The organism is Microbacterium sp. ACRRU, assembly GCF_022346945.1.
Taxonomy (GTDB): Bacteria; Actinomycetota; Actinomycetes; order Actinomycetales; family Microbacteriaceae; genus Microbacterium; species Microbacterium mcarthurae.
In genome coordinates, this window is the sequence record NZ_JAKRNI010000014.1 from 45,330 (window position 1) to 71,198 (window position 25,869).

The 25,869-nt window shown below is 67.0% G+C and carries 24 protein-coding genes, 2 rRNA genes and 1 pseudogene; 15 read left to right on the forward strand and 12 right to left on the reverse strand.

The annotated features are described in order from the left end of the window. Positions 1 to 18 precede the first annotated feature (18 nt). Entirely contained in the window at positions 19 to 150 is a 132-nt protein-coding gene (locus MHY30_RS15165; RefSeq protein ID WP_275438246.1) for a hypothetical protein, read from the reverse strand. 113 nt (positions 151 to 263) lie between these two features. Between MHY30_RS15165 and MHY30_RS15425 the strand changes: the two genes are divergently transcribed. Together MHY30_RS15425 and MHY30_RS08760 are read left to right on the forward strand one after the other, a co-directional pair. Next, positions 264 to 419 carry a DUF2256 domain-containing protein gene (locus MHY30_RS15425; RefSeq protein WP_374204596.1) on the forward strand — a complete coding sequence of 52 codons (156 nt, stop codon included), beginning with the start codon at positions 264 to 266 and terminating at the stop codon, positions 417 to 419. Continuing rightward, positions 416 to 1,864, forward strand: a complete 1,449-nt coding sequence (locus tag MHY30_RS08760; protein ID WP_239276504.1) for a cryptochrome/photolyase family protein — start codon at positions 416 to 418, stop codon at positions 1,862 to 1,864. The genes MHY30_RS15425 and MHY30_RS08760 overlap by 4 nt, the downstream gene beginning before the upstream one ends. Here MHY30_RS08760 and MHY30_RS08765 read toward each other — a convergent pair. After that, positions 1,854 to 2,069 (reverse strand): DUF2945 domain-containing protein, encoded by a 216-nt coding sequence (locus MHY30_RS08765; protein WP_239276505.1) that lies wholly within the window; start codon positions 2,067 to 2,069, stop codon positions 1,854 to 1,856. The genes MHY30_RS08760 and MHY30_RS08765 overlap by 11 nt on opposite strands. 170 nt (positions 2,070 to 2,239) lie before the next feature. Between MHY30_RS08765 and MHY30_RS08770 the strand changes: the two genes are divergently transcribed. Next, positions 2,240 to 3,769 (forward strand): catalase, encoded by a 1,530-nt coding sequence (locus MHY30_RS08770; RefSeq protein WP_239276506.1) that lies wholly within the window; start codon positions 2,240 to 2,242, stop codon positions 3,767 to 3,769. 24 nt (positions 3,770 to 3,793) lie between these two features. On the opposite strand, the gene MHY30_RS08775 is transcribed toward MHY30_RS08770, so the two are convergent. From MHY30_RS08775 to MHY30_RS08785, 3 genes are read right to left on the reverse strand one after another with little or no spacing between them, the layout of a single operon-like run. After that, the gene (locus tag MHY30_RS08775) at positions 3,794 to 4,381 is read right to left on the reverse strand and encodes a hypothetical protein (protein WP_239276507.1); all 588 of its coding nucleotides are present in this window, start codon (positions 4,379 to 4,381) and stop codon (positions 3,794 to 3,796) included. After that, positions 4,378 to 5,202, reverse strand: coding sequence for an endonuclease/exonuclease/phosphatase family protein (locus MHY30_RS08780; protein ID WP_239276508.1), 825 nt, complete (start codon positions 5,200 to 5,202; stop codon positions 4,378 to 4,380). The genes MHY30_RS08775 and MHY30_RS08780 overlap by 4 nt, the downstream gene beginning before the upstream one ends. An 8-nt stretch (positions 5,203 to 5,210) precedes the next feature. After that, on the reverse strand, positions 5,211 to 5,945 hold the full coding sequence (locus tag MHY30_RS08785; RefSeq protein ID WP_239276509.1) for a glycosyltransferase family 2 protein: 735 nt from the start codon (positions 5,943 to 5,945) through the stop codon (positions 5,211 to 5,213). 86 nt (positions 5,946 to 6,031) lie between these two features. Here MHY30_RS08785 and MHY30_RS08790 point away from each other — a divergent pair, with 86 nt between their 5' ends. Further along, positions 6,032 to 6,796, forward strand: a complete 765-nt coding sequence (locus MHY30_RS08790) for a sulfurtransferase (protein WP_239276510.1) — start codon at positions 6,032 to 6,034, stop codon at positions 6,794 to 6,796. Continuing rightward, positions 6,793 to 7,290, forward strand: coding sequence for a GNAT family N-acetyltransferase (locus MHY30_RS08795; RefSeq protein WP_239276511.1), 498 nt, complete (start codon positions 6,793 to 6,795; stop codon positions 7,288 to 7,290). The genes MHY30_RS08790 and MHY30_RS08795 overlap by 4 nt, the downstream gene beginning before the upstream one ends. Here MHY30_RS08795 and MHY30_RS08800 read toward each other — a convergent pair. The 5 genes and pseudogenes from MHY30_RS08800 to msrB all read right to left on the reverse strand — a co-directional run bounded on the left by MHY30_RS08800 (position 7,281) and on the right by msrB (position 10,080). Beyond that, complete coding sequence (locus MHY30_RS08800; protein WP_308192654.1) at positions 7,281 to 8,114, reverse strand: FAD-dependent oxidoreductase; 834 nt, start codon at positions 8,112 to 8,114, stop codon at positions 7,281 to 7,283. The two genes, MHY30_RS08795 and MHY30_RS08800, sit on opposite strands and share 10 nt — an antisense overlap. A gap of 253 nt (positions 8,115 to 8,367) precedes the next feature. After that, positions 8,368 to 8,520 (reverse strand): annotated as a pseudogene (locus MHY30_RS15345) (FAD-dependent oxidoreductase); the annotation flags it as partial. Between the two features lie 49 nt (positions 8,521 to 8,569). Continuing rightward, on the reverse strand, positions 8,570 to 8,932 hold the full coding sequence (locus tag MHY30_RS08805; RefSeq protein WP_239276512.1) for a GntR family transcriptional regulator: 363 nt from the start codon (positions 8,930 to 8,932) through the stop codon (positions 8,570 to 8,572). A gap of 87 nt (positions 8,933 to 9,019) precedes the next feature. Then, complete coding sequence (gene msrA, locus MHY30_RS08810) at positions 9,020 to 9,574, reverse strand: peptide-methionine (S)-S-oxide reductase MsrA (protein ID WP_239276513.1); 555 nt, start codon at positions 9,572 to 9,574, stop codon at positions 9,020 to 9,022. Positions 9,575 to 9,621: 47 nt separating this feature from the next. Beyond that, a complete protein-coding gene (gene msrB, locus MHY30_RS08815) occupies positions 9,622 to 10,080 on the reverse strand; it encodes a peptide-methionine (R)-S-oxide reductase MsrB (RefSeq protein WP_239276514.1) in 459 nt (152 codons plus the stop codon). Between the two features lie 189 nt (positions 10,081 to 10,269). Here msrB and MHY30_RS08820 point away from each other — a divergent pair, with 189 nt between their 5' ends. Next, on the forward strand, positions 10,270 to 11,097 hold the full coding sequence (locus MHY30_RS08820; RefSeq protein WP_239276515.1) for an SDR family NAD(P)-dependent oxidoreductase: 828 nt from the start codon (positions 10,270 to 10,272) through the stop codon (positions 11,095 to 11,097). Between the two features lie 34 nt (positions 11,098 to 11,131). Here MHY30_RS08820 and MHY30_RS08825 read toward each other — a convergent pair whose 3' ends face one another. Beyond that, on the reverse strand, positions 11,132 to 11,443 hold the full coding sequence (locus MHY30_RS08825) for a hypothetical protein (protein WP_239276516.1): 312 nt from the start codon (positions 11,441 to 11,443) through the stop codon (positions 11,132 to 11,134). Between the two features lie 122 nt (positions 11,444 to 11,565). Here MHY30_RS08825 and MHY30_RS08830 point away from each other — a divergent pair, with 122 nt between their 5' ends. The 5 genes from MHY30_RS08830 to MHY30_RS08850 all read left to right on the forward strand — a co-directional run bounded on the left by MHY30_RS08830 (position 11,566) and on the right by MHY30_RS08850 (position 17,719). Beyond that, positions 11,566 to 12,279: a CoA pyrophosphatase gene (locus MHY30_RS08830; RefSeq protein ID WP_374204597.1), complete on the forward strand. Its 714-nt coding sequence runs from the start codon at positions 11,566 to 11,568 to the stop codon at positions 12,277 to 12,279. Between the two features lie 63 nt (positions 12,280 to 12,342). After that, the gene (pgi, locus tag MHY30_RS08835; protein WP_239276517.1) at positions 12,343 to 14,022 is read left to right on the forward strand and encodes a glucose-6-phosphate isomerase; all 1,680 of its coding nucleotides are present in this window, start codon (positions 12,343 to 12,345) and stop codon (positions 14,020 to 14,022) included. 377 nt (positions 14,023 to 14,399) lie between these two features. After that, the gene (locus MHY30_RS08840; RefSeq protein WP_239276518.1) at positions 14,400 to 15,293 is read left to right on the forward strand and encodes a phospholipase; all 894 of its coding nucleotides are present in this window, start codon (positions 14,400 to 14,402) and stop codon (positions 15,291 to 15,293) included. Positions 15,294 to 15,389: 96 nt separating this feature from the next. Next, entirely contained in the window at positions 15,390 to 15,968 is a 579-nt protein-coding gene (locus MHY30_RS08845) for a PadR family transcriptional regulator (protein ID WP_239276519.1), read from the forward strand. A 53-nt stretch (positions 15,969 to 16,021) separates the two neighbouring features. Then, the gene (locus MHY30_RS08850; RefSeq protein ID WP_239276520.1) at positions 16,022 to 17,719 is read left to right on the forward strand and encodes an AarF/ABC1/UbiB kinase family protein; all 1,698 of its coding nucleotides are present in this window, start codon (positions 16,022 to 16,024) and stop codon (positions 17,717 to 17,719) included. Between the two features lie 109 nt (positions 17,720 to 17,828). On the opposite strand, the gene MHY30_RS08855 is transcribed toward MHY30_RS08850, so the two are convergent. After that, positions 17,829 to 18,809 carry a lytic transglycosylase domain-containing protein gene (locus MHY30_RS08855; protein ID WP_239276521.1) on the reverse strand — a complete coding sequence of 327 codons (981 nt, stop codon included), beginning with the start codon at positions 18,807 to 18,809 and terminating at the stop codon, positions 17,829 to 17,831. 485 nt (positions 18,810 to 19,294) lie between these two features. Between MHY30_RS08855 and rpsA the strand changes: the two genes are divergently transcribed. The 4 genes from rpsA to MHY30_RS08875 form a co-directional block, all read left to right on the forward strand. Then, entirely contained in the window at positions 19,295 to 20,749 is a 1,455-nt protein-coding gene (gene rpsA, locus MHY30_RS08860) for a 30S ribosomal protein S1 (protein ID WP_239276522.1), read from the forward strand. A gap of 104 nt (positions 20,750 to 20,853) precedes the next feature. Then, positions 20,854 to 21,027, forward strand: a complete 174-nt coding sequence (locus MHY30_RS08865; protein WP_239276523.1) for a hypothetical protein — start codon at positions 20,854 to 20,856, stop codon at positions 21,025 to 21,027. A 558-nt stretch (positions 21,028 to 21,585) separates the two neighbouring features. Continuing rightward, positions 21,586 to 23,107 (forward strand): 16S ribosomal RNA (locus tag MHY30_RS08870). Positions 23,108 to 23,527: 420 nt separating this feature from the next. Continuing rightward, a 23S ribosomal RNA gene (locus tag MHY30_RS08875) occupies positions 23,528 to 25,869 on the forward strand; the annotation flags it as partial.

Sequence of the window (25,869 nt, forward strand, 5' to 3'; positions counted from 1 at the left end):
CACGGACCGCCCCCGTGGTCACCCGCCCGACGGGTTGTCCACGGGGGCGTCGTCGTCGTCGGTGCCGTGGTCGATCTCGGGGAGGTCGGCGGTCTCGAGCTCGTCGGGCTGGTCGGCGGTGTCGGGGGTGTTGTCGGGTGTCGATGTCATGGCATCCACCCGACCAGCGCTCGCGCTTGTGCGCACCGGCCTTGTGCGAGAGCTCTCTTTGTGCAGGACGCAAGCCCCCGATCCGGGCCCGGGCGCGCTGAGACCATGACGGCATGGTTCGACCCCCTCGGCAGACGAAACCGTGCGCGTTCTGCGGCAGGCCCTTCACCGATCGCAAACGCTGGAGCGGCCGCGGCCAATGGGACGAGGTGCTGTACTGCTCTCGCGGGTGCCGGGCGGATGCCGCGCGACAGAGGCGGCGCGCATGAAGGCGGCACTGATCCTCGCCACTCAGCAGTTCGAGGAGCATCCCGCGTACGCCGACAGAGACGTGACGGAGTTCTTCTTCATCGAGTCGGCGCCGCGCTTCGCGAAACTGCCGTATCACCGGCACAAGATCGTGCTGTTGGTTTCGGCGATGCGGCACACCGCCGCGCGGCTCGAGGCGGAGGGCCGCACGGTGCGGCGCGTCTGTCTCGGTGACGATCTGACCTTCGCGGCTGCGCTGTCACGACTGCTCACCGAGCACGGGGTCACGGAGCTGTCGTGGATGAGCGACCCCAATCGTCCGGTCGACGAGCGGATCGCGCGGATCTGCGCCGACCACGATGTCGACACCGAGATCCACTCCGACGCCCTCTTCCTGACACCGGAGGAGGAGGTGGACGAGTGGTTCGCCGATCACCCCACACCCCTCATGGAGGACTTCTATCGGTGGCAGCGCCGGCGCACCGGCATCCTGATGGACGGCCCGCGCCCCGCCGGACGTCGCTGGAACTTCGACGCCGAGAACCGCAAGCCGCTGCCGAAGAAGGGCATCGAGATCCCCCCGCTGCCGAACACGGAGCAGGACGAGATCACCGCCACCGTCATCGCCGAGGTCGATGCGCGCTTCTCGGGACACCCGGGGCGGGCGTCGGACTTCTGGCTCCCGGTCACTCCGGAAGACGCGCGAGCCTGGCTCGGAGTCTTCGTCGCGCAACGTCTTGCGGATTTCGGTCGCTACGAGGACGCGATGAAGGCCGACGAGCCGTTCCTCTTCCACGCGGTGATCTCGCCGATGCTCAACATCGGACTCCTCACCGTCGACGAGGTCATCACCGCGGTCACGCGCACGAATGCCCCGTTGGCATCCGTCGAGGGGTTCGTGCGTCAGGTGATCGGCTGGCGAGAGTACATGCGCGGGATGTATCGGGCGCACCCGAAGCTGGAGAAGGTGAACGCGCTCAAGCTGGAACGACGCCTGGAGAAGTACTGGTACTCCGGGCGCCGGATGCCCGCAGACGTTCCCGTTCCGGTGCGCACGGTCCTCGAGCGCGTGCACCGGTGGGGCTACGCGCATCACATCGAGCGGCTGATGGTGCTGGGCAACTGGTTCCTTCTTCAGGGCTATGCGCCCCGAGAGGTGAACGCGTGGTTCCTGGCGCTGTTCGTCGACGCCTACGACTGGGTCATGGTGCCCAACGTCATGGGGATGAGTCAATACGCCGATGGCGGCTTCGTCGCGACCAAACCCTACGTCTCGGGCGGGGCGTATCTGCAGAAGATGGGGTCCTGGTGGCCCTCGGCCCAGGATGCCAAGGATTCGGTGTTCACCGATGCGTACTGGGCGTTCCTCGAGGAGCACGAAGACGTCCTCGCGGGCAACCATCGGCTGTCCCTCGCGCTCGCGCAGATGCGCAAACGGAGGGACGCCGACGGCTCTAGCTCTTGAGCTTGCGCAGCGCCGAGCCCTTGTGCGCCGCGGTGGCGTCGGTCTTCTCCGACTTCACGATGTACGCGGGGTCGTCCTCCGAGGCGGTGAATTTCTGTCCGTCGTGCTGGAAGTCCTTGGTCTTCTTCTCCACGACCTCGCCCTGGGTGCGGCCCTGCGAGGTGTCCCAGCTGACGCGGTCGCCCTTGGACAGATCCTTCGACATGGTGTGTTCCTCTCGTTCGGTCCCGCCATGCTCGCGAGCCGTCGGCGGTCGCTGCGGGGGATTGACAGACGCCGGACCGTAGGCGCTCGGGCCGGGATGCGCAACTGCTCGCCCGCGCGCGAAGGCCCGCGTAGCGTCGCACGCACCCCCACCGCGATGACAGGAGCGTCATGACCGAGCCCACCACCGCCAACAACGGAGCCCCCGTCGCCAGCGACGAGCACTCCCAGAGCGTCGGAGCCGATGGCTCCATCGCCCTCACCGACCACTACCTGATCGAGAAGCTGGCGCAGTTCAACCGGGAGCGTGTCCCGGAGCGCGTCGTCCACGCGAAAGGCGGTGGTGCGTTCGGCACGTTCCGCACCACCGGCGACGTCTCCGCCTACACGCGGGCGGCGCTGTTCCAGCCCGGCGTCGAGACCGAGATGCTCGCGCGGTTCTCGTCGGTCGCCGGTGAACAGGGCAGCCCCGACACCTGGCGCGACCCCCGCGGCTTCTCGTTGAAGTTCTACACGAGCGAGGGCAACTACGATCTCGTCGGCAACAACACCCCGGTGTTCTTCGTCAAGGACGGGATCAAGTTCCCGGACTTCATTCGTTCGCAGAAGCGCCTGCCCGGCAGCCACCTGCGGGACAACACGATGCAGTGGGACTTCTGGACCCTCTCGCCCGAGAGCGCGCACCAGGTGACCTGGCTCATGGGCGACCGCGGCATCCCGGCCTCGTGGCGGCACATGAACGGGTACGGGTCGCACACCTACCAGTGGATCAACGCCGACGGCGAGCGTTTCTGGGTGAAGTACCACTTCCACACCGACCAGGGCCACAAGACGCTGACCCAGGACGAGGCCGACCAGATCGCCGGCCAGGACGCCGACTTCCACATCCGCGACCTGTACGCCGCGATCGAGCGTCAGGAATTCCCCACGTGGACGCTCAAGGTGCAGATCATGCCGTACGAGGATGCCAAGACCTACCGTTTCAACCCGTTCGATCTGACGAAGGTGTGGCCGCACAGCGACTACCCCGAGATCGAGGTCGGCACGATGGAGCTCAACCGCAACCCGGGCAACTACTTCGCCGAGATCGAACAGGCGGCGTTCGAGCCGTCGAACTTCGTTCCCGGGATCGACGGGAGCCCCGACAAGATGCTGCAGGCGCGCATCTTCAGCTACGCCGACGCGCACCGCTACCGCGTGGGCACCAACTACCAGCAGCTCCCGGTGAACCGTCCGCGCACAGAGGTGCACTCCTACTCGAAGGAGGGCGCCATGCGTTACGAGTACAACCCGCCGGAGGTACCCGTGTATGCGCCGAACTCGGTCGGTGGTCCCGCGGCCGATCCTCGTCGCGCGGGCGACGGCGGGTGGCAGAGCGACGGTGAGCTCGTGCGTTCGGCGGCGACGCTGCACCCCGAGGACGACGACTTCGGCCAGGCCGGAACACTCGTGCGCGAGGTGATGTCCGCGGCGGAGCGCGACCGTCTCGTCGAGACGATCGCCGGTCACGTCGGTGGCGTGACGCGCGCCGACGTCCGTGCGCGGGCGGTTCAGTACTGGAAGAACGTGGATGCCGAGGTCGGCTCGCGCGTCGAGGCGGCGCTGCCGCCGTTGGAGGGTTCGTCGTCCCCGGGGGAGCAGCTCAGCGAGCCCAACCCCGATGGCGATCTCGTGGGGCGCGACGTCGCCGGCCGCATCTGAGGCGACCACGGGGCGACCGCGCGGTCACAGTGCCGCGCGATCGCCCCGTGTCAGCCGGACGCGGGAGGCGAGGATGCCGACCACGAGCGCTCCCAGGCCGCCCGCGACCATGTCGCCGATGGTGTCGTCGTACGTGACGAAGATGCTGTCGGTGATGAAGCGATAGCCGAACCACTCGACCATCTCCCACACGGCGCTCAGCGCGAGCCCCGCCGTCGTCGCCACGACGATCGGCGTCCGTCGGCGGCCGGTGCGCGGCACGACGCCGGAATCGTCGAGGACGACGAGCGCCACGGCCGCCAGAACGCCGGTGCAGGCGGCGTGCACGACCAGATCCCAGCCCGTCCACGACCGGTAAAGGTCGAGCACGTTGCTGCCGGCCGCCACAATCACCGTCACGCACGTGAGCAGGTCCAGTCCCGCGCGCAGGCCCAGCATGCGAGAGAGCATGACCGCCGGCAGCGCCATGGAGAGCACCGCAGTATCGGTGGCGGGAAGAACGAACAGCGACACCAGCACGAGGAGGATCGCGGCGGCGCGCACGGCATCCGCGGTCCATTCCGCAGCCGTGCGCGGAGGTCGCTTCAGGTTCGCGTAGAGCGCGCCGATCATCGCTCTCCCGCCGACGGGATCCGTACGACCGCCTGGACGGGAAGGTGATCGGAGGGCCAACTCGTCCCCGTGGGCCGCGGGTCGATGCCGACGGCTCGCACGCCGACATCGGGCGTCGCCAGGATCGCATCGATGCGGCGCGCGCCGAGTTTCGCTCGACGGTAGTTGTTGAAGGTGCCCCACTCCGCCGTCCGGCGCACCGGCGCATAAGACCACGTGTCGATGAGGCGTCCGCCGGTGAACATCGCGGCCAGCTCCCCCGAGCGAACCGGGGCGTTGACGTCGGCGGTGAACAGCACGGGCAGGCTCTCCCCGGCCACGACCTCCGCCAACCACCGTGCCGATCGCCGACGGGCGCGCGCGGAGAAGGCGTCGAAATGACTGTTGATGAACACGAACGGCGCGCCCGTGGCGAGGTCACGCAGACCCGCGGTCACGGCGATTCGCGGGATGGTGTTGCCCCACCCCGTGGACCCGTCCACCGCGGGGGTGTCCGACAGGGCGACCTGCGTCCAATCCATGAGCTCGAGGCGATCGCGGTCGTAGAAGATCGGGGTGCCCTCGCCGCCGCGGTCCCGCCCGCGGCCCAGGCCGACCCGCCCGTACGACGAGCCCAGCGAGTCCTGCACCCAGCGCGCCTGGTCCGGCAACGCCTCCTGCGACCCGAGGACGTGGGGCCTGTTCGCACCCAGGAACACGCGCAGCCGTTGTTTCCGAAGGGCCCACCGGTCCTCGGGAGGCCAGGTGATCCGTTCGAACCGACGACGGATGTTGAAACTCATCACGTGCAGATCGGGCGCTTCGACGTTCGGGAACAGCACCGCGCCCATCAGCGGGCACGGCCCAGTCGTCGCGCCCACCGCAGCGGCGGGATCTCGCGCGGCCAGTGCGCGAACACCGTCCCCATGCCGCGCGAAAAGCTCTTGGCGAACCGGCGCGGCCGAACCGTGCGCGAGGAGACGCGCATCTGCTGGCGTCCGGCGACAATGCGGATGCGGTGGCGCTCGCCCAGGTGGAACGCCAGATCGAGATCGTCGTGCAGGTCGGGGTCCAAGTGAACCTGGTCGCGGACGCTCTCCCACGCGCGGCGGCGGAAGGCCATGTTCGACCCCCACAGCGGGGCGTGGCCCAGCGCCGGGAACGCGAAGGCGGTGTAGGTGCCCAGGAACGCCCACGCCAGGGGACGACGCTGTGCTTCGGGGCCGTCATGGAAGACGGCGCCGGCGGTGACGGCATCCACCGCCGGATCGGCGAGCGCCTCCACCATGCTGGCGATCCACCCCGGCGCCGGCAGACTGTCGGCGTCGAGCCGGAGGATGAGGTCGCCGCGCGCGGCGTCGTAGCCTGCGGCAGCCGCAGCGGGGATGCCGCGCTCGCCGCAGAACACCACGCGGGCGCCCGCGTCCCGGGCGACATCGCCGCTGTCGTCGGTCGAGGCGTTGTCGACCACGACGATCTCATCCGCGGGGCGGTGCTGTGCGGCGAGCGCCTCGAGGCACGCGGCAAGGGGGACGGCGTCGTCGCGGACGGGGATGACGACCGAGACGGTGGGCTCTATGGGCACGGAACCTCCAGGGAAGCGGTCCTGCCACGCTATCGAGGCCCGTGCGCCACCCGGGGGCGCCTTGCGCTCTGCGTACCCTGGATGACATGGCATCCGTCCTCAACGTCTCGGCGTACCTGTTCACGCGCATCGACGAGCCGCACGCGCTCCGCCCGGTGCTGCGCGAGCGCGCCGCGGCCGCGGCGCTGCGGGGCACGATCCTGCTCGCCGAAGAAGGCATCAACCTCTTCCTCGCCGGCGACGCCGACGCCCTTCGTTCCTTCCTCGACGCGCTCCGCTCCGATCCGCGCTTCGCCGCACTCGCGACGAAGGAGAGCTGGTCGGATGCCGTGCCCTTCGGCAGGCTCCTGGTCAAAGTCAAGCGCGAGATCATCCGCATGGATCGTCCCGAGGTGCGCCCTCAGGACGGTCGCGCCCCCGCGGTGTCCCCGGCGACGTTGCGCCGGTGGCTCGACCGCGGTGCCGATGACGACGGCCGCGAGGTGGTGCTCGTCGACACCCGCAACGCCTTCGAGGTCGACTACGGCACCTTCACCGGCGCCCGCGACTGGCGCATCGAGCGCTTCACCCAGTTCCCGGATGCCGCGACCTCCCATCGTGCCGAACTCGACGGCAAGACCGTGGTGAGCTTCTGCACGGGCGGCATCCGCTGCGAGAAGGCGGCGATCTACCTCCGGCATCAGGGATTGGACGCGTACCAGCTCGACGGCGGCATCCTGGGCTGGTTCGCGGAGCACGGCGACGCGCACTGGGACGGCGACTGCTTCGTCTTCGACGAGCGCGAGGCCCTCGACCCGGCGCTGGCTGCGCGCACCGAGGTCGCCACCGGCAGCGGGGAGGCCCGGTCGTGACCGCCTTGACCGACGGCGCCGTCCTCCGCCCCGCCCGTCCCGGCGACGAGGCGGGAATCCTCGCCTGCATCCAGTCCCTCGCCGACTACGAGCGGGAACCGGATGCCGTCGACAACACCGTGGAGATGCTCAGCGCCACGCTGTTCGGTGAAGACCCGCGTGCCTTCGCGTTCGTGGTGGCCGGGGAGGACGGGGAGGTGCGGGCGATCGCGATCTGGTTCCTCACCTACTCCACGTGGACCGGAAAGCACGGCATCTGGCTCGAAGACCTGTACGTGCACGAGCGATACCGCTCGAACGGCTACGGGGTGGCGCTGCTGTCGGCGCTCGCCGCGGAGTGCCTCACGCGGGGGTACCCGCGCCTGGAGTGGACGGTGCTGGACTGGAACGAGCCGGCGATCGGCTTCTACCGTGCGCTGGGCGCCGAGGCGATGGAGGAGTGGACGACCCGCCGGGTCACCGGCGCGGCGCTGGAGGCGCTGGCTCAGCGCTGACCCCGACCCTGCAGCACGGCTTCCGCAGCCCGCTGCCCGGAGACCAGCGCGCCCTGGATCGACGCGGTGTCGCGATGGTCGCCCGCGACGTACCGCCCGTCGCCCAGGCGGACCGGACGCCGCAGCCGAAGCGGCGGGTCCTGCGCCGGGAGCGCTGCGGCGATGTCGTCGCGCCGCAGGAGCCGCCACGGTCGAGCGTCGGTTCCCCACAGCTCGGTGAGCTGCCGGCGGACGTCCGCCTCGGTCGCCTCGCTCGGCAGGACGACGGTCGCCTCGACGAGGTGTTGTCCGCGAGGGGCGTAGGTGGGGGCGGTGTTCGAGACGATCGCGGTGTGCACGATGGGCCCGCGCCGCAGGCCGTCCACGCGCAGCGCAGCATCGTCGTTGTGCCGCTCGTCGGTGGCGAACCACCACGTCTGGAGCCCGCGAGCGCGGGGGAGGGGCACGTCCAGACCGGGGGTGAGCCCGGTGGCGACGACGACGTCGCGGGACTCGATGGCATCCGCCCCGTCGACCTCGACGCGCCACCCGCGTCCGTGCCGGCGCGTGGCGGTGACGCGATGGGAGAGGCGGATGCCGGCCCCCGCGCGCCGTGCGGTGTCGGCCAGCTGCGCGGGGAGGGCGCCGATCCCGGCGGCCGGCACTCCGGGAGCCCCGAGCGCGAAGCTGCGAACGAGCAGGCGGACGAAGGTGTCGGAGGATTCCTGCCGGTCGTCGGCGAGGACACCCGCGAGGAACGGCTCCAGCACGCTCTCGCGCAGGGGCCCGCGCAGCCCCGCCCGGTCCCACGCTTCGGCGAGCCGGCGATCGGGTCCACGTTTCACGGCGCGGGCATTCGCCAGGACGGGCAGGGCCCATCGGGGCGAGCGGGAGGAGGTCGGCGGGGCGGACGAGCCCGCTGGCGAGCGCCCCCGGGACCGTCGCGGGCGAGCGCACGGGGTGGGCGATGCGTGCCACGCCGTCCTCGAGCCGCACGCCGAGGGCGACAGGGAATCGCCGGAGCGCCAGCGCGCCGACATCGACCCACCGCCGCACCCCCGGATACGCGGGGTTGAGCACGTGGAAGCCGCGGTCGAGCCGGAACCCCTCCACGACGTCCGTGCGCTCCCGCCCGCCGACCGAATCGTCCGCCTCGAGGACGACGACATCGCGTCCCGCTTCGGCAAGGCGTGTTGCGCACCGCAATCCGGCCAGCCCCGCCCCGATCACCACGACGTCGTATCCGCTCACCGTTCGAGCGTAGGCATCCCCGAAGGGCGCGAGCCGGGGCTTGCGCGCTTCACGCCTCGTTCATCAGCGCCGCCCGCGCGAGGTCGAGCGCATCGGATGCCTCGACACCGAGATCGTGCATCGCGCGGGCGAACGTCGCCGCGGCTTCGACGGCGCGGGCGCGCGTGGCATCCGTGCCCGCGGACACGAACGTGCCGGCACGACCGCGGGTCTCGACGAAGCGCGCCTCTTCCAGCTCCTTGTAGACGCGCGCCACGGTGTTCGCCGCCAGACCGAGATCCGTGGCCAGTGCGCGCACCGGCGGCAGGCGCGTGCCCGTGGGAAGGGTGCCGTCGTCGATCAGGGCGATGATCTGCGCGCGCACCTGCGCGAACGGCGGTGTCGTCGAAGAGGCGTCCAGACGGATGTCCATGGTGCCGCCACCGTATCAACCGCCCGGTCCCGTCCCGGGAACGATGAGGGCCCGGATGCCATGGCATCCGGGCCCCGCTGTCGTGACTCAGGCGGTCGCGTCCTCGCGCTTGGGCAGCACCCAGCCGGGGCGTACGAAGTGGCACGTGTAGCCGTTGGGGATGCGCAGGAGGTAGTCCTGGTGCTCGGGCTCGGCCTCCCAGAAGGGCGCCTCGGGCTCGATCGTCGTGACGACCTTCGCGGGCCAGATCCCCGACGCGTCGACATCGGCGATGGTGTCGCGCGCGACCTGCTCCTGCTCCGGGGAGAGCGGGAAGATCGCCGAGCGGTAGCTCGTGCCGATGTCGTTGCCCTGACGGTTCAGGGTCGAGGGGTCGTGGATCTGGAAGAAGAACGCGAGGATGTCGCGATACGACGTCTTCGCCGGGTCGAAGACGATCTCGACGGCCTCGGCGTGACCCGGGTGATTGCGGTACGTCGCGTGGTCGTTCTGTCCGCCGGTGTAGCCGACGCGCGTGTCGAGCACGCCCGGCTGGCGACGGATGAGGTCCTCGACGCCCCAGAAGCAGCCGCCGGCGAGGACGGCGGTCTCGGTGCCGGGGCGGCGAGTGATCTCGCCGGTGTCGGTGGGTCCGCTGGTCATGGTGTCGCTCCTTTTGCGATCGCGGTGGGAGAAGAAGGAGAAGAGGTTCACGAGGCGCGGCTCTCGCGGAAGAGCGCCAGGTAGGCCCCGTAGCCCTGGGCTTCGAGTTCGTGAACGGGCACGAACCGCAGAGCGGCCGAATTCATGCAGTATCTCAGCCCGCCGGCCTGCCGGGGGCCGTCGTCGAACACGTGGCCGAGGTGGCTGTCCGCCCCGCTCGAGCGCACCTCGGTGCGCGTCATCCACAGCGTCCGGTCGGTCTTCTCGACGACGGCGTCGGCGTCGATGGGCTTGGTGAAGCTCGGCCAGCCCGACCCGCTGTCGAACTTGTCGGTGGAGGAGAACAGCGGCTGCCCCGACACGACGTCGACGTAGATCCCTGCCTCGTGGTTGTCCCAGTACTCGTTGCGGAACGGCGGCTCGGTCGCGTCGTCCTGCGTGACGGCGAACTGGCGGTCGGTCAGGCGTCCCAGCGCCTCCGACGTCTTGCGGTACTCCGTGGTCACGGTGTGATCCTTTCGCCTGCGATGCCCGGTTCAGGCATCACCGAGGAGAACGCACGTCGCGCCGAATTTGGTCCCGCGGGGCTGGGAGCGAGCTGTGAGTTATCGGAGGTCCCGGATGCCGAGGGCAACCCCCGCATCCGACACATGAGCGCTCACTAACGTGGCGCCTCGACACCCTCAGGAGGACACATGCCCCGCACGATCGTCATCACCGGAGCCAGCGACGGAATCGGTGCAGCCGCGGCCCGCCAGCTGCAGGAGATCGGCGAGGAGGTCGTCGTGGTCGGTCGGAATCCCGAGAAGACCCGTCGCGTCGCCGACGCTCTCGGCGCGCGCTCCTTCGTCGCCGACTTCTCCGACCTCGCGCAGGTGCGCGATCTCGCGGCCTCCCTGCGGGCGGAGTTCCCGCGGATCGATGTCCTGGCCAACAACGCCGGCGGGATCTTCGACGAGCGAACACTCACGGTCGACGGGTTCGAACTCACGTTCCAGGTCAACCACCTGGCTCCGTTCCTGCTCACCCACCTTCTGCGCGAGACGTTGGTGGCATCCCGTGCGTCGGTCATCCAGACCTCCAGCGCCGCGGCTCGCCTGTTCTCCCGGTTCGACATCGACGACCTCCAGGGCGAGCGCCGCTACTCCGCTTCCGCCGCGTACGGCAACGCCAAGCTCGCGAACATCCTGTTCACGAAAGAGCTGCACCGGCGCTTCGGCGACGCGGGCCTCTCCGCCGTCGCGTTCCACCCGGGGGTGATCGCGTCGAGCTTCGGATCGACCTCGAGCGGCTCGTGGAAATTCCTCTACGGCGGGCCGTTGGCCGAACGGTTCATGACCTCGACCGACGTGGGCGGCGCCCGGCTCACGTGGCTCGCACTGGGCAAGCCGGGAGTGGACTGGCATCCGGGCGGCTTCTACGCCAACAACAAGCCCGCGAAGACGAGCCGACGCGCCGACGATCCGGCCCTGGCGCGCCTGCTGTGGGACCGCAGCAGCGAACTCGTCGGGGTGGCGCCCTAGGACGTCCCGTCTGCGCGTCGGTCGTCGAGAGACGTCACCGCACGCCCGCGCGGGGCGGCTCCACGGTCCACCCGAGGCGCTCGAGCGCGGTGTGCAGACGGCGAGCCTGCGCCCAGGCGATCTCTGCCGAAACGTCGGAGTAGACGTCGATCGCGAACGGGGGCGGGTCGGCGAACTTCGGAATCTCCACCTCTGCCCACGCGTGCGGCGCCAGCCAGACGCGCGGGTACGGCGTGCCCGGATCCTCGACGCCCCCGTCCGCGGCAAAAGCGATGACGTCGAGCGCGTCGATCTTCGCGATGGGCATGTCGACGACGAGAGTCACGGCGTGGAGCTTTTCGGTCATCGGGCACCTCCCGGGTTCATCCTCACACGTGCCACGCGCATCGGGGCGGACGACGAGCGACCCGCGCTGGGGGAGAGCTGTCGAGTCCGCCCCCCTGGCGCACTCGGGGCTAGCCTCGACCCATGCGTTCCCCTCGTGACGAGCTCCGCGCCCTCGTCGACGATGCCACGGGGGAGATGTTCGCCGAGCTGCGCGCCCTTCCCATCGACGGCGACGCGCGCGACGCCGCGGTGCTCATCCTCTTCGGTGCCCTGGATGCCGCGCCCAGCTCCCACGTGTCCGCGTCCGTGCCGTCCGCGCTCGACGTCCTCCTCCTCGCGCGGGCCGACACCCTGCGGGCTCACCCGGGACAAGTAGCCTTCCCCGGCGGCCGGGTCGACCCGGGCGACGCCGACGCGGCGGCGGCAGCGCTCCGCGAGGCGAAGGAAGAGACCGGTCTCGACCCCGGGGGAGTGAGCGTCATCGGGGCGCTGCCCCGCGTGCCGCTCGCGTACTCGCGGCACCTCGTGACCCCCGTGGTCGGGTGGTGGGATCGACCGACGCCGGTACGGGCCGTCGATGCCGCCGAATCGACGGCGGTCTTCCGCGTTCCGGTCGCGGATCTCCTCGATCCGCAACGGCGCGGAGTGACGACGATCCGCCGCGAGGGCCGCCTCTGGCGCGGGCCGGCCTTCGTCGTGCCCCACGCGACCGGCTCCCACGTCGTCTGGGGCTTCACGGCGACGCTGCTCGACGGCATGTTCGATCGCCTGGGGTGGACCGAGCCCTGGGATCGCACGCGCGAGGTCGCCCTTCCCCGGACGGCCACGGCGACCCCGCGCCCGTCGATCGCCTAGCCGTTTCCCCGTCGTTCGTCATCCCGCACGCACGCGCCGTCCGGGGTCGCTAGCGTGGGGGTCGTGACTGCTCCCGTTGACCCCACCACCACGTCCGCCTGGACCCGTCTCACGGCTCTTCGCGAGGGCTTCGATCCCGATCTGCGCGGGTGGTTCGCCGCAGACCCGGGTCGCGTCGACAGCCTCACGCGCTCCGTCGGCGACCTGCACGTCGACCTGTCGAAGAACCTGGTGACACCCGAGATCTTCGAGGCGCTGGTCGCGCTCGCCGACGAGACCGGCGTGCGCGAGCGGTTCGCCGAGATGCTGCGGGGTGTCCACCTCAACACGTCCGAGGACCGCGCGGTCCTGCACACCGCGTTGCGTCGTCCTGCGGGCGTCACGCCCGCGCTGCAGGTCGACGGTCAAGACGTCGATCACGACGTCCAGGCCGTCCTTTCCGCCATGTCCGAATTCTCCGACCGTGTGCGCAGCGGCGAGTGGCAGGGGGTGACCGGCAGGAAGGTCACGCACGTCGTCAACATCGGTATCGGCGGCTCCGACCTCGGCCCCGTGATGGTCTACGAGGCGCTCAAGCCTCTCGCGGATGCCGGCATTCAGGCTCGATTCGTCAGCAACATCGATCCCACCGACATCGCCGAGAAGACCGCCGACCTCGATCCCGAGACGACGCTCTTCATCGTCGCCTCGAAGACCTTTACGACGCTCGAGACGCTGACCAATGCCCGCCTCGCCCGCGATTGGCTGTGGGCCGGCCTCGCCGGATCCGGCGCGATCGACGACGGCGACGCTGCCCGCGTCGACGCCGTCGCGCACCACTTCGTCGCGGTGTCGACCGCGCTCGACAAGGTCGAGGCCTTCGGGATCGACCCGGCGAACGCCTTCGGCTTCTGGGACTGGGTGGGTGGTCGCTACTCGGTCGACTCGGCGATCGGGCTCTCGCTGATGATCGCCTTCGGCCCGGACGCGTTCCGCGAGCTCCTGGCAGGATTCCACACCGTCGACGTGCACGTCGCCACGACTCCGGTCGAGCGGAACGTCCCCGTCCTGATGGGACTGCTGAACGTCTGGTACACCAACTTCCTCGGCGCGCAGTCGCATGCCGTCCTTCCGTACGCCCAGCAGCTGAGTCGCTTCGCGGCGTATCTGCAGCAGCTCACGATGGAATCGAACGGCAAGTCCGTCCGCTGGGACGGCTCGCCCGTCACCACCGACACGGGAGAGATCTTCTGGGGGGAGCCGGGAACGAACGGCCAGCACGCCTTCTATCAGCTCATCCACCAGGGCACGCGCTTGATCCCCGCGGACTTCATCGCTTTCGTCAATCCCGCCTACCCCCTGGCCGATGACGGCCGCGATGTTCACGGTCTGTTCCTGGCGAACTTCCTCGCTCAGACGAAGGCACTGGCTTTCGGCAAGACCGCAGAAGAGGTCGAGGCCGAGGGAACGACCGGTGCACTGGTGGCGGCCCGCACCTTCCCCGGGAACCGTCCGACCACTTCCCTCTTCGCCCCCGCGTTGACCCCTTCGGTTCTCGGCCAGCTCATCGCCCTGTACGAGCACATCACGTTCACGCAGGGCACGATCTGGGGGATCAACTCGTTCGACCAGTGGGGTGTCGAGCTCGGCAAGCAGCTCGCGCTGCAGATCGCGCCGGCCATCGAGGGCGACGACGACGCACTCGCCGCTCAGGATGCCTCGACCGCGGCGCTGCTGCAGTACTACCGCGCACACCGGTCGTAACCGCCCCGGGCCGCGAGGCCCTGCACGGATCCACGACGAACGGGTCGATTCGGGAGATTCCCGGATCGGCCCGTTCGCCTTCCCGGCGGGCCCGGACAGCTCGTGACGAGGCGCCGGTGTCGAACGCGGGCGCCCGGGGCGAGAACCCGTGGTCGGCGAGGCTGTGAAGTCGTTCCGTGCACCGTCCGCGTGGCGCGCGCGCCGCCGACGAGGGCCCGTGCGGGGGGCGAGGTCGCTGGCCCGCCATGCACGGAACGCCCAGGTAACGAAGAGATAACGCTCAGAACGGTCGCGCACACTCGGGGGCTTGTGTCGACCCGACGACACCGTTCCGTGCTCGTACCCGGCGAGCTGCGTCGATCCGAAAGACCTTTCTCTTGCTGCGTTCCGATCTCAAGCTCAACCACGTCCACCGCGCGCGACGGACGATCGTCACCGCCGCGACCTGCGCGGGCGTCGCCCTCGGGCTCGTCGCCACCACGGGGGTGGCGGCCGCGCCCCTGTCGGCGCCCGGTGCCCTGGCATCCCCGTCTTCCGTCCCCGCCGTCAGCATGATGAACGCGACGTTCGATGGCGTCACGGCCGATGCCGACGCCGCGCTGACGCGCGCGCAGGAGACGCTGGCGGATGCCACGACCGTGCGCGCCGACATCGAGGCCGCCGGTCTGCCCCTCGCCGTCGGGGACACGTCCGTCGACACCGCCGCCCTGCAGGCTGCAACGGACCGTCTGTCCTCGACCGACCTCATGCCGGTGCTCCTCGTGCCCGCGCTCAGTCAGAACGCCGCGAGCGAGTCCGAGCGCGTCGCGGAGCGCATCGCCGTCCTGCGGGGGAGCCTGGACGATGCCGTCGCGGCGAAGGCGGCGGCGGATGCCGCGGCCGAGGCGCAGCGACAGGCCGAGGCGGCCGCGGCGGCCGAGGCGCAGCGTCAGAAGGAAGCCGCCGAGGCGCTCGCGCAGGTCAACACACCCGCCGGCGCCAAGGAGTACGCCGCCACCCTCGCGGCGGAGCGATACGGCTGGGGTGCCGACCAGTTCTCGTGCCTTGAGTCGTTATGGACCAAGGAGTCCGGCTGGGACTACCAGGCCTATAACCCCAGCGGAGCGACGGGAATCCCGCAGTCGCTCCCCGGCAGCAAGATGGCGACGTTCGGCGACGACTGGCAGACCAACGCCGCTACGCAGATCGCCTGGGGTCTGGACTACATCTCGCGGGCCTACGGCGCTCCGTGCAGCGCGTGGGGTCACTCTCAGGCGGTCAACTGGTACTGACGTCGCCTGGCGGCGGATTCCCAGCCGCGCCTCGCGCCTAGCGATATATCGTTGTATATCGCTGGACCCATCCGGGGTCCGATTCAGGAGGTCATCATGAGTGGTTCGTTCCTGGGAGACGCCTTCGGCCCGCGCGGCGGTTCCGCCGGTCAGGGGTGGCCGATGTCCAACATCCTCGACGCAATGGAGCAGCTGCGCGCGCAGTTCGAGCAGAAGACGTCGGGTGGGTCGCGGATGAACAAGGGCGACGTGCGGTCCGCGGTGCTTTCGCTCCTGCTCGAGCAGCCGATGCACGGGTACCAGATCATCCGCGAGATCGAGGAGCGCAGCGGCGGGACGTGGAAGCCGAGCCCCGGTTCGGTCTACCCCACCCTGCAGTTGCTCACCGACGAAGGTCTCGTGCGCGCCGAGGAGTCCGGCGGTCGCAAGACCTACTCCCTCACGGAGGAGGGCCGCGCCGCCGCCGGTGACGAGACCACCGAGCGCACGGCGCCGTGGGAGTCGGCCGGTTCCCGCGACAGCGGTCGCATGACCGCTCTTCCCAAGGCGGGCGTCGAGCTGGCGCAAGCCGCCGCGCAGGTGGCTCGCACGGGAGACAGGGAGCAGGTCGCGAAGGCCGTCGAGATCCTCGACGAGGCGCGCCGTAAGCTCTACTCCATCCTCGCCCAGAGCTGAGGGGTGCTCGAACCTCGCGGTGGTCGTGGGGTCCTCGGCATCCTGGAGATCCGATGACCGACGACGCCCTCATGCGCGCCCGTTACCGGCGCATCACGCGCTTCGCCGCGCGGTATCTCGTGCAGGCCTGGTGGTACGAGCTGTTCCTGCCCCGGTTCGGTCTCGAGCGTCTGTCCGCTCGAGGCCGGACCCGGCGCCTGCAGATCATCGCCCGCCGCTTTCACGCGCTGGCCGTCGACCTCGGCGGTCTGATGATCAAGGTCGGGCAGTTCATGTCGTCACGGCTCGATGTCCTGCCGCCGGTCATCACGAAGGAGCTCGAAGGGCTGCAGGACGAAGTCCCGTCGGTTCCCTTCGCGCTGATGCGGGAGCGGGCCGAAGAAGAGCTCGGGATGCCGCTGGAGCGCGCATTCACGTGGGTCGACGAACGACCCCTCGCGGCCGCGTCGCTCGGACAGGCGCATCGGGCGATCCTCACCGAGGCCCTCGCCGAGGACACCGGGCTTCGCGAGGTCGTCGTCAAGATCCAGCGTCCCGGTATCGACCGGATCGTCGACGTCGACCTGCGCGCTCTGCGGAAGGTCGGCGGCTGGCTGAGCCGCGTCGCGCTCGTGCGCGATCGGGTCGACATGCCGGCGCTCGTGGAGGAGTTCGCCGCCACGAGTCTCGAAGAGATCGACTATCTGCACGAGGCCGCCAATTCCGAGCGGTTCGCCGAGGATTTCGGCGGCGAAGGGGGACTCGCGGTTCCCGCGGTCGTGTGGGAGCGGACGACGCGACGTCTCCTCACCCTGCAAGACGTCACCGCGATCAAGATCAACGACGTGGACGCCCTGCGCGCGGCCGGTATCGATCCGGCCGAGGTCGCGTCGCGGTTCGCCGCGGTGATGTTCGACCAGCTCTTCGACGACGGGTTCTTCCACGCCGACCCGCACCCGGGGAACGTTTTCGTGACACCGGTGACGGACACCACGGATGCCGGCTCCCCGGCGTGGCGATTCACCTTCATCGATTTCGGGATGATGGGAGAAGTGCCGCCGAACCTCCGGCGGGGCCTGCGTCGCGTCCTGATCGCGGCCGCCTCGCGTGACGGGAAAGGACTCGTCGACGGCATCCGGGACGTGGGCGTTCTGCTTCCCTCGGCGGATACGGTGCAGCTCGAACGCGCGATGACGCAGCTCTTCGCCCGCTTCGGCGGGATGGGATTCGCCGAACTGCAGGAGGTGGACCCGCGGGAGTTCCGCGCGTTCGCGGTCGAGTTCGGCGACGTCGTACGGGCGCTTCCGTTCCAGTTGCCGGAGAACTTCCTTCTCATCGTGCGTGCCATGTCGCTCACGAGCGGAATGTGCAGCGCCCTGGACCCGGCGTTCAACATCTGGGATGCGGTCGAACCCTACGCTCAGCGGCTCATCCGGGAGGAGAGCGGCAACACCGTCCAGGCGCTGGCGCGCGAGGCGGCGTCGGTTGCTGCGCTGACGGCGCGTCTTCCGCGGCGCCTCGACGCCCTCATCGACCGGGTGGAAGAGGGCGGGGTCTCCGCCCAGGTGCCTCGGGTGGAGCGTCGCCTGCGCGATCTCGAGCGCATGGTCCGACGCGTCGTCTCCGCGGTTCTGTTCACGGGACTGCTTGTCGGCGGCATCCTGCTGCAGGCGGAGCAGGCGCTCTTCGGTGCCGTTCTGATGATCCTCTCCCTCGGGCCCCTCGCCCATGCGCTCCTGGCCGGGGTGATCGCGCGACGCAGCGGCGGGTGACGATCGTGGCGATGGCGGGGGAGCGGACGCCGCGAGATCCGCGACGCCCGACGACGAAGCGCCGTACCGGAGATCCGGCACGGCGCTTCGTCGTTTTGTGAGGGGGAGGTCAGTACCAGCCGACCGACTGCGAGTGTCCCCAGGCGCTGCACGGGCTGCCGTAGCGGCCCGAGATGTAGCCCAGACCCCAGGAGATCTGGGTCGCGGCGTTGGTCTCCCAGTCGGCGCCCGCGGACGACATCTTGCTGCCGGGCAGGGCCTGCGGGATGCCGAAGGCGCCGCTGCTGGAGTTGTAGGCGCGGTAGTTCCAGCCCGACTCCTTGTTCCACAGCGACACCAGGCACGAGAACTGGTCGTCGCCCCAGCCGAAGCCGGCGAGCATCCCTCGTGCCGTCGCCTGTGCGCCCCCGGGGCTGTTGTCTCCCGAGCCGCCGCCCGCGGGGGCGACCGGCCGGGGGGCGGGCGCGGACGAGGACCCACCCGATGACGACGTCGAGCGCGCCGCAGCAGCTTCGGCCTCGGCCTTGGCCTTGGCCGCAGCCTCGGCTTCCTGACGGGCCTTCTCCGCGGCTTCCTCGGCCTGCTTCTTGGCGACCGCTGCGTCGAGGCTTCCCCGCAGCTCGGCGACGCGCTGATCGACGGTGGATGCGGCCTCGGTCACCTGGTCGGTCAGCTCCGGCAGGAACGTGGCCGGCAGCGACTGAGCGTCGGCGAGCCGTTCGGTGGCCTCGGTGAGAGCGGAGGTGTCGACGGTGGCCGGCTGGCCGATGTCCAGACCAGAGGCTGCGATGTCGTTCTGCACGGACGTCGCCGCCGCGGCGGTGGTCTCCGCGGCGGAGACGGCGGCGCGTGCCGCGAGGGACTCCGGGGCGGCGGACGTCGTCGATGTGCTGTAGGCGGCCAAGCGGAACGAGGCCGACGAGAGGTCGGGGGAAGAGGCGGATGCCAAGGGCGCGGTGCCGGACAGGGCGGCGGTCGTCAGAACACCGATCGTCAGCAGCCCGGCGGTGAGGGCCGGGCGGCGACGTGCCCGGCGGGAAGCCAGACGACGGTCGCGGCGGGCGGAGGGAATCGTCGAATCAGAGCGCATAGAACCGGTTTCGTATCGGGGGACGGCACGGGTATCGCACGTCCGACCCGCGTGAAGCGGGCACGAACCGGGGAGCCTGGCACGTGTTTCTGGATGCAACCTGGGCGGGCGGCGCGTGAACTGCCGAGGAGAAACGCTGATGAGCGGCGCATCGGGTTCAGCTCCCGCGACGCGCGGGGCCCGCGGATGCGGAGCGGCGAGCGGCCGGAACGGCCCGCCCCGGGGTTCCGGCCCGGGCCCGCGCACCGCTGTCCGACCCCGCAAAGCCGGGTCCGATTCTGATAGCCTTGAGCGTCACCGGTGTGGCTCGTTCCGCACGCGTGGGGTTTCTGCCCCGGTGACACCGCACGAAAACAATCCGCTTCGCTTCGGCTCGTGGCATCCGTTCGCCTCCGGGCGGCAAACGCTCCGGCCGGTGTGATCCGCCCGGATCGCGCTGCAAGAGTCGAAGCCCGACACCAAACCCAACTAGGACAACCCACTACATGACTACCGCAACGACCGCCCCGGCCACCAAGCAGGTCGCGATCAACGACATCGGCTCTGCTGAAGACTTCCTGGCCGCGGTCGAGAAGACCCTGAAGTTCTTCAACGACGGCGACCTCATCGAAGGCACCGTGGTGAAGATCGACCGCGACGAGGTGCTCCTCGACGTCGGTTACAAGACCGAGGGTGTCATCCCCTCGCGCGAGCTTTCGATCAAGCACGACGTCGACCCCAACGAGGTCGTCAACGTCGGCGATCACGTCGAGGCCCTCGTTCTCCAGAAGGAGGACAAGGAAGGCCGTCTCATCCTGTCCAAGAAGCGCGCCCAGTACGAGCGCGCCTGGGGCGACGTCGAGAAGATCAAGGAGAACGACGGTGTGGTCACCGGCTCCGTGATCGAGGTCGTCAAGGGTGGTCTGATCGTCGACATCGGCCTTCGCGGCTTCCTCCCGGCCTCGCTCATCGAGCTGCGCCGCGTCCGCGACCTGACGCCGTACCTCGGCCAGGAGATCGAGGCGAAGATCCTCGAGCTCGACAAGAACCGCAACAACGTCGTGCTCTCTCGGCGCGCGCTGCTGGAGCAGACGCAGTCCGAGTCGCGCACCACGTTCCTCAACAACCTGCACAAGGGCCAGGTCCGCAAGGGCACGGTCTCGTCGATCGTCAACTTCGGTGCGTTCGTCGACCTGGGCGGCGTCGACGGTCTCGTCCACGTCTCCGAGCTGTCGTGGAAGCACATCGAGCACGCCTCCGAGGTCGTCGAGGTGGGCCAGGAGGTCACGGTCGAGATCCTCGAGGTCGACCTCGACCGCGAGCGTGTGTCGCTCTCGCTCAAGGCCACCCAGGAAGACCCGTGGCAGGTGTTCGCACGGACCCACGCGATCGGTCAGATCGCGCCGGGCAAGGTCACCAAGCTCGTTCCGTTCGGTGCGTTCGTCCGCGTCGCCGATGGCATCGAGGGCCTCGTGCACATCTCCGAGCTGTCGGGCAAGCACGTCGAGCTGGCCGAGCAGGTCGTGTCGGTCGGCGAAGAGGTCTTCGTCAAGATCATCGACATCGACCTCGAGCGTCGTCGCATCTCGCTGTCCCTCAAGCAGGCCAACGAGTCGGTCGACCCGAACGGCACCGAGTTCGACCCGGCGCTGTACGGCATGGTCACCGAGTACGACGAGCGTGGCGAGTACAAGTACCCCGAGGGCTTCGACCCCGAGTCGGGTGCGTGGCTCGAGGGCTTCGATGCTCAGCGCGAGCAGTGGGAGCAGGAGTACGCCGCTGCCCAGGGTCGCTGGGAGGCGCACAAGGCCGCCGTCGCCAAGGCTCTCGAGGCCGAGGCTGCGAACCCGACCGATGCGGGTTCGTTCGGTGGATCCTTCTCGTCCGAGTCGCCCGCCCAGGGCACCCTCGCCGACGACGAGTCCCTCGCCGCTCTGCGGGAGAAGCTCAGCGGTCGCTGATCGATCGTCTCAACCGAAGGCCGGTACCTCTGCGGAGGTGCCGGCCTTCGGTCGTTCTTGCGCAAGCCCTGTTTCCCGGACCGGCGAGACGAGAGAATCTACTCATGGCTTCACGACTTCCTCTCCTCATCACGATCGCCGGCGTCGCCGTGCTGTTTCTGTCCATCGCGTTCGTCTTCGCCCTCGTGATCGGGGCGATGTTCTTCGGCGGACTCGAGTTCACCGGCGGACACGCGGACACCGAGGCCCTGGTCGGCGTAGCGGTCGGCGCCGTCTGACCCAACCCCGGCCGCACGCGCCGTTGACGAAAGTTCCGCGTGTTTCCGCGGGTGGGGGTCTGCGACACGCCCGGGGTGTGGGGTGGATTGGACGGATGGGTGGGATCCACGTAACTTATTACTTGTTCGCCCCACAGGGGAGAGCGGAGCGGCCGGAAGGCCCCGCGTCCTCTCAAGCGGCGAACACAACCCAAGACCTCCACCATATGGTGTAGAGTTTTGGTTCTGGTCTTCGGACGGTTTCCACGACGCTGATCCCTCATTGGGTCCCACTGTGTGAGCGTCGGTCCGGGGGCTCACATAAGGTAGTGAAGTTGCCTCATGGGTACGGTCTTTTGGGCTGGTTCTGTGGGTGCGTCCGTTCCTTTAGAACTCAACAGCGTGCACTTGTCAAATGCCAATTTTTTCCTCGTCGGGCCTTCGGGTCTGGTGAGAATTCCTTTGGATCAAAGTCCAACCCTTTTGGGGTTGGCATCTGGATAGTCAGTTTTGACTTCCTGTTTGGTCAGATTGAACTCGTCTGTCCCGACCTTATTCCGGTTGGGTGGGCATTTTTCTTTTACGGAGAGTTTGATCCTGGCTCAGGATGAACGCTGGCGGCGTGCTTAACACATGCAAGTCGAACGGTGAAGCCAAGCTTGCTTGGTGGATCAGTGGCGAACGGGTGAGTAACACGTGAGCAACCTGCCTTGGACTCTGGGATAAGCGCTGGAAACGGCGTCTAATACTGGATATGAGCTCTCATCGCATGGTGGGGGTTGGAAAGATTTTTCGGTCTGGGATGGGCTCGCGGCCTATCAGCTTGTTGGTGAGGTAATGGCTCACCAAGGCGTCGACGGGTAGCCGGCCTGAGAGGGTGACCGGCCACACTGGGACTGAGACACGGCCCAGACTCCTACGGGAGGCAGCAGTGGGGAATATTGCACAATGGGCGGAAGCCTGATGCAGCAACGCCGCGTGAGGGATGACGGCCTTCGGGTTGTAAACCTCTTTTAGCAGGGAAGAAGCGAGAGTGACGGTACCTGCAGAAAAAGCGCCGGCTAACTACGTGCCAGCAGCCGCGGTAATACGTAGGGCGCAAGCGTTATCCGGAATTATTGGGCGTAAAGAGCTCGTAGGCGGTTTGTCGCGTCTGCTGTGAAATCCCGAGGCTCAACCTCGGGCCTGCAGTGGGTACGGGCAGACTAGAGTGCGGTAGGGGAGATTGGAATTCCTGGTGTAGCGGTGGAATGCGCAGATATCAGGAGGAACACCGATGGCGAAGGCAGATCTCTGGGCCGTAACTGACGCTGAGGAGCGAAAGGGTGGGGAGCAAACAGGCTTAGATACCCTGGTAGTCCACCCCGTAAACGTTGGGAACTAGTTGTGGGGACCATTCCACGGTTTCCGTGACGCAGCTAACGCATTAAGTTCCCCGCCTGGGGAGTACGGCCGCAAGGCTAAAACTCAAAGGAATTGACGGGGACCCGCACAAGCGGCGGAGCATGCGGATTAATTCGATGCAACGCGAAGAACCTTACCAAGGCTTGACATACACCAGAACACCGTAGAAATACGGGACTCTTTGGACACTGGTGAACAGGTGGTGCATGGTTGTCGTCAGCTCGTGTCGTGAGATGTTGGGTTAAGTCCCGCAACGAGCGCAACCCTCGTTCTATGTTGCCAGCACGTAATGGTGGGAACTCATGGGATACTGCCGGGGTCAACTCGGAGGAAGGTGGGGATGACGTCAAATCATCATGCCCCTTATGTCTTGGGCTTCACGCATGCTACAATGGCCGGTACAAAGGGCTGCAATACCGTGAGGTGGAGCGAATCCCAAAAAGCCGGTCCCAGTTCGGATTGAGGTCTGCAACTCGACCTCATGAAGTCGGAGTCGCTAGTAATCGCAGATCAGCAACGCTGCGGTGAATACGTTCCCGGGTCTTGTACACACCGCCCGTCAAGTCATGAAAGTCGGTAACACCTGAAGCCGGTGGCCCAACCCTTGTGGAGGGAGCCGTCGAAGGTGGGATCGGTAATTAGGACTAAGTCGTAACAAGGTAGCCGTACCGGAAGGTGCGGCTGGATCACCTCCTTTCTAAGGAGCATCTGGCGCTCGGGGTTTTCGGATCTTGGGTGTCCAGGCGCCGGATCAGACCGAATGTGTCTGCCGGTTAGCTCATGGGTGGAACATTTGACGGGGTGCTCATGCCGGTGGTTCGGGTCTAGTACGCAGCTTGCTGTAGGAACGGTTCGGGTCGTGGGGGTGGGTACATGCACGCTGTTGGGTCCTGAGGGGCCGGGCGCTGGTTGCGGGGTCTTCGGATTCTGTGGTTGGTGGCTGTTCCTCTGGGCTCTTTCCTGATGTCACGGTTGTGGCATGTCGGGGGAGGGTACCGCCCGTACTTTGAGAACTACACAGTGGACGCGAGCATCTTCCATGCAACCTTTTGGGGTTGTGTGGTGTAGATGATCTTAAAGATCATTAGTCAATTTTTTGACGATTCAGCTCATGTGATTTCAAGTCTTTAAGAGCAAACGGTGGATGCCTTGGCATCTGGAGCCGAAGAAGGACGTAGCAATCTGCGATAAGCCTCGGGGAACTGATAAGCGAGTTTTGATCCGAGGGTGTCCGAATGGGGAAACCCCGCCAGGGCGCGTGCGTACCTGGTGACTCCCGCCTGAATATATAGGGCGGGTAGAGGGAACGTGGGGAAGTGAAACATCTCAGTACCCACAGGAAGAGAAAGCAACAGCGATTCCGTGAGTAGTGGCGAGCGAAACCGGAAGAGGCTAAACCTAGCGTGTGTGATAGCCGGCAGGCGTTGCATGTTGGGGGTTGTGGGACTTTTCTGATTGTTCTGCCGAGCAGTCGACGTGACAAGAGGGTATAGACGAACGGTTTTGAATGGCCGGTCATAGAGGGTGCGAACCCCGTAGTCGAAATGCCTGTTCTTGGCGTGAAGAGTATCCCAAGTAGCACGGGGCCCGAGAAATCCCGTGTGAATCTGTCAGGACCACCTGATAAGCCTAAATACTCCCAGATGACCGATAGCGGACAAGTACCGTGAGGGAAAGGTGAAAAGTACCCCGGGAGGGGAGTGAAATAGTACCTGAAACCGTTTGCTTACAAACCGTTGGAGCACCCCTGGTAGGTGTGACAGCGTGCCTTTTGAAGAATGAGCCTGCGAGTTAGCGATACGTGGCGAGGTTAACCCGTGTGGGGTAGCCGTAGCGAAAGCGAGTCTGAATAGGGCGATTCAGTCGCGTGTCCTAGACCCGAAGCGAAGTGATCTATCCATGGCCAGGTTGAAGCGACGGTAAGACGTCGTGGAGGACCGAACCCACTTAGGTTGAAAACTGAGGGGATGAGCTGTGGATAGGGGTGAAAGGCCAATCAAACTTCGTGATAGCTGGTTCTCTCCGAAATGCATTTAGGTGCAGCGTTGCGTGTTTCTTGCCGGAGGTAGAGCTACTGGATGGCCGATGGGCCCTACAAGGTTACTGACGTCAGCCAAACTCCGAATGCCGGTAAGTGAGAGCGCAGCAGTGAGACTGTGGGGGATAAGCTTCATAGTCGAGAGGGAAACAACCCAGACCACCATCTAAGGTCCCTAAGCGCGTGCTAAGTGGGAAAGGATGTGGAGTTGCTTAGACAACCAGGAGGTTGGCTTAGAAGCAGCCACCCTTGAAAGAGTGCGTAATAGCTCACTGGTCAAGTGATTCCGCGCCGACAATGTAACGGGGCTCAAGCACGCCACCGAAGTTGTGGCATTGACATTTTTGGTAGGCCTTCGTGGTCCAGCCGTGTTGATGGGTAGGAGAGCGTCGTGTCGCGAGTGAAGCGGCGGGGTGACCCAGCCGTGGACGCGACACGAGTGAGAATGCAGGCATGAGTAGCGAAAGACGTGTGAGAAACACGTCCTCCGAAAGACCAAGGGTTCCAGGGTCAAGCTAATCTTCCCTGGGTAAGTCGGGACCTAAGGCGAGGCCGACAGGCGTAGTCGATGGACAACGGGTTGATATTCCCGTACCGGCGAAGAACCGCCCAAGCTAATCCAGTGGTGCTAAGAGTCCTAGCTCAGAATTTTCCGGATCCCTTCGGGGTGATGGTTGTCTGTGTGAACGCTCGACCCCATGCTGGTGCGGCTAGCGTATTAACAGGTGTGACGCAGGAAGGTAGCCCAAGCCAGGCGATGGTTGTCCTGGTGCAAGTGCGTAGGCCGAGTGATAGGCAAATCCGTCACTCATACAGGCTGAGACACGATGCGGATGAAAAGTGGGTGATCCTATGCTGCCGAGAAAAGCATCGACGCGAGGTTCTAGCTGCCCGTACCCCAAACCGACTCAGGTGGTCAGGTAGAGAATACCAAGGAGATCGAGAGAATCGTGGTTAAGGAACTCGGCAAAATGCCCCCGTAACTTCGGGAGAAGGGGGGCCATCCACTTATTAGGACTTGCTCCGAAAGGGTGTGGTGGCCGCAGAGACTAGTGGGTAGCGACTGTTTACTAAAAACACAGGTCCGTGCCAAGTCGCAAGACGATGTATACGGACTGACGCCTGCCCGGTGCTGGAAGGTTAAGAGGACGGGTTAGCCGCAAGGCGAAGCTCAGAATTTAAGCCCCAGTAAACGGCGGTGGTAACTATAACCATCCTAAGGTAGCGAAATTCCTTGTCGGGTAAGTTCCGACCTGCACGAATGGCGTAACGACTTCCCAACTGTCTCAACCGCGAACTCGGCGAAATTGCATTACGAGTAAAGATGCTCGTTACGCGCAGCAGGACGGAAAGACCCCGTGACCTTTACTACAGCTTGGTATTGGTGTTCGGTGTGGCTTGTGTAGGATAGGTGGGAGACT

Excerpts from the sequence above, each read along its gene's own strand:
- MHY30_RS08830 (WP_374204597.1), top strand. The coding sequence starts at position 11,566 with ATGCGTTCCCCTCGTGACGAGCTCCGCGCCCTCGTCGACGATGCCACG.
- MHY30_RS08760 (WP_239276504.1), top strand. The coding sequence starts at position 416 with ATGAAGGCGGCACTGATCCTCGCCACTCAGCAGTTCGAGGAGCATCCC.
- MHY30_RS08765 (WP_239276505.1), bottom strand. The coding sequence starts at position 2,069 with ATGTCGAAGGATCTGTCCAAGGGCGACCGCGTCAGCTGGGACACCTCG.
- MHY30_RS08770 (WP_239276506.1), top strand. The coding sequence starts at position 2,240 with ATGACCGAGCCCACCACCGCCAACAACGGAGCCCCCGTCGCCAGCGAC.
- MHY30_RS08825 (WP_239276516.1), bottom strand. The coding sequence starts at position 11,443 with ATGACCGAAAAGCTCCACGCCGTGACTCTCGTCGTCGACATGCCCATC.
- msrA (WP_239276513.1), bottom strand. The coding sequence starts at position 9,574 with ATGACCAGCGGACCCACCGACACCGGCGAGATCACTCGCCGCCCCGGC.
- MHY30_RS08790 (WP_239276510.1), top strand. The coding sequence starts at position 6,032 with ATGGCATCCGTCCTCAACGTCTCGGCGTACCTGTTCACGCGCATCGAC.
- MHY30_RS08850 (WP_239276520.1), top strand. The coding sequence starts at position 16,022 with ATGACCGACGACGCCCTCATGCGCGCCCGTTACCGGCGCATCACGCGC.
- MHY30_RS08855 (WP_239276521.1), bottom strand. The coding sequence starts at position 18,809 with ATGCGCTCTGATTCGACGATTCCCTCCGCCCGCCGCGACCGTCGTCTG.
- rpsA (WP_239276522.1), top strand. The coding sequence starts at position 19,295 with ATGACTACCGCAACGACCGCCCCGGCCACCAAGCAGGTCGCGATCAAC.
- MHY30_RS08820 (WP_239276515.1), top strand. The coding sequence starts at position 10,270 with ATGCCCCGCACGATCGTCATCACCGGAGCCAGCGACGGAATCGGTGCA.
- MHY30_RS15165 (WP_275438246.1), bottom strand. The coding sequence starts at position 150 with ATGACATCGACACCCGACAACACCCCCGACACCGCCGACCAGCCCGAC.
- MHY30_RS08865 (WP_239276523.1), top strand. The coding sequence starts at position 20,854 with ATGGCTTCACGACTTCCTCTCCTCATCACGATCGCCGGCGTCGCCGTG.
- MHY30_RS08775 (WP_239276507.1), bottom strand. The coding sequence starts at position 4,381 with ATGATCGGCGCGCTCTACGCGAACCTGAAGCGACCTCCGCGCACGGCT.
- MHY30_RS08805 (WP_239276512.1), bottom strand. The coding sequence starts at position 8,932 with ATGGACATCCGTCTGGACGCCTCTTCGACGACACCGCCGTTCGCGCAG.
- MHY30_RS08845 (WP_239276519.1), top strand. The coding sequence starts at position 15,390 with ATGAGTGGTTCGTTCCTGGGAGACGCCTTCGGCCCGCGCGGCGGTTCC.
- MHY30_RS15425 (WP_374204596.1), top strand. The coding sequence starts at position 264 with ATGGTTCGACCCCCTCGGCAGACGAAACCGTGCGCGTTCTGCGGCAGG.